Annotated in this window: 1 protein-coding gene; it reads left to right on the top strand. The window is 56.1% G+C overall.

Translation table 11 applies throughout. The features are described 5' to 3' along the window. The first annotated feature begins 494 nt into the window (after nt 1-494). Nucleotides 495-1,124 carry an antitoxin Xre/MbcA/ParS-like domain-containing protein gene (locus JT360_RS33090; protein WP_214477647.1) on the top strand — a complete coding sequence of 210 codons (630 nt, stop codon included), beginning with the start codon at nt 495-497 and terminating at the stop codon, nt 1,122-1,124. Nucleotides 1,125-1,273 lie beyond the last annotated feature (149 nt).

Here is a 1,273-nt window from a genome sequence, read left to right as displayed (position 1 = left end):
TGGCTGCGTCACCGTGCTCGAAGGGCTGCTACCGGCAGCGCAGGGGATCAAGAGCGAAACCGCGCCCTGACGAAGGTTTCGTCAGGGCCGCGCGGAAGAGCGCCAGGGACCCCGCGTCTAACTCATGCCGCCCTGTCTCTCGGTCGAACAAGAAAAGCCGCGAAGATGCAGCGCAGGTGGCATGTCACGGAATGACTTTCAGGGCATTGATTTTCGGTTTTGCTCGAAAAGTCCAAATGATGTAGGCGAAGCATCACTCCAAGCAACCGTCCACAGCCGGGTCATCTCCTCTGGACGCAACGGTCCCACTTGTGCATTGTGTTTGCCATGCGATGACCTCCGGAATGCGCTGAAGGCCAATGTCGCCTCGGTTTAACGGAGATCTGCACGACCTAAGTGTAGCATTTGAGGTAATCTACTTGACCACTAGGCGGCGGTTCTCACGAGGCGGAAATATTGTTAAGCAGTCCAGCCGAGCGATACTGGAAAATGCCTTGGCTGCTGCCGTGTCGAAATTGCTTCTTGAGCACGATCCGACAATCCGTAAGCCGGCTCTTAGAATTGCCGCGAAACTGGCAGGGTATATAGCTTCGTCGATCACTGTTCAAACTCAGGCTGTTCAGCGAGCCTTCCCCACTATCGAGGATGATCTCGAAGACTTTGCTCATGTTTTTATTGGCCACATAGTGGCAGAGGCACAGGGCCGATTTGATCCACGACTGGAGCGTTTCAAAGCGGTACCACCACCGGCGGTGCCCCAAGCCCCTCTCAGTGCTCCAAGTGATTGGGCAGGGCCGGTAGCTGGGCCAACAGTGATAGAGAGACATTTTGGAATACCGAGGTCGACGCTCTTTCGGTGGCAGAAACGCGATGAGGCGATCGGACTTAAAACCGGCAGCAGCAGGTTTGTTTTTCCGTTGAAGCAGTTTGTCGATGCTCGCCCTGCTGATGGGATAGCCGAATTGATTGCGATGTTTGGCGACCATCGGCTTGCCTGGCAATGGTTAATGGCGCCAACGGACAAACTTGGCGGGAACCCGCCGATAGATACTCTGCTAAGTGGTAAGGTCGCGAATGTTGTTGCTGCGGCGCGCCTGACTTTGGAGGATGCGCCTGAAGTTTAGCCCCGGCATTTGGTGAACCGAGTATCGACTTCCTGTGGCTCTTCGAACGGAGGGGAAGCAGCGTGCCGCTGCCACACCGCCTGCGATCATTGGTCCCATCTGCTCCGTGCGTTGTGGACCTACGGGATCGCCATCAGGACCGTCGCATA

This window comes from Mesorhizobium sp. dw_380 (assembly GCF_018588885.1).
Taxonomy (GTDB): domain Bacteria; phylum Pseudomonadota; class Alphaproteobacteria; order Rhizobiales; family Rhizobiaceae; genus Mesorhizobium.
Note: the sequence above shows the minus strand (reverse complement) of the source record. Positions and strands in the feature narration are given on the sequence as shown.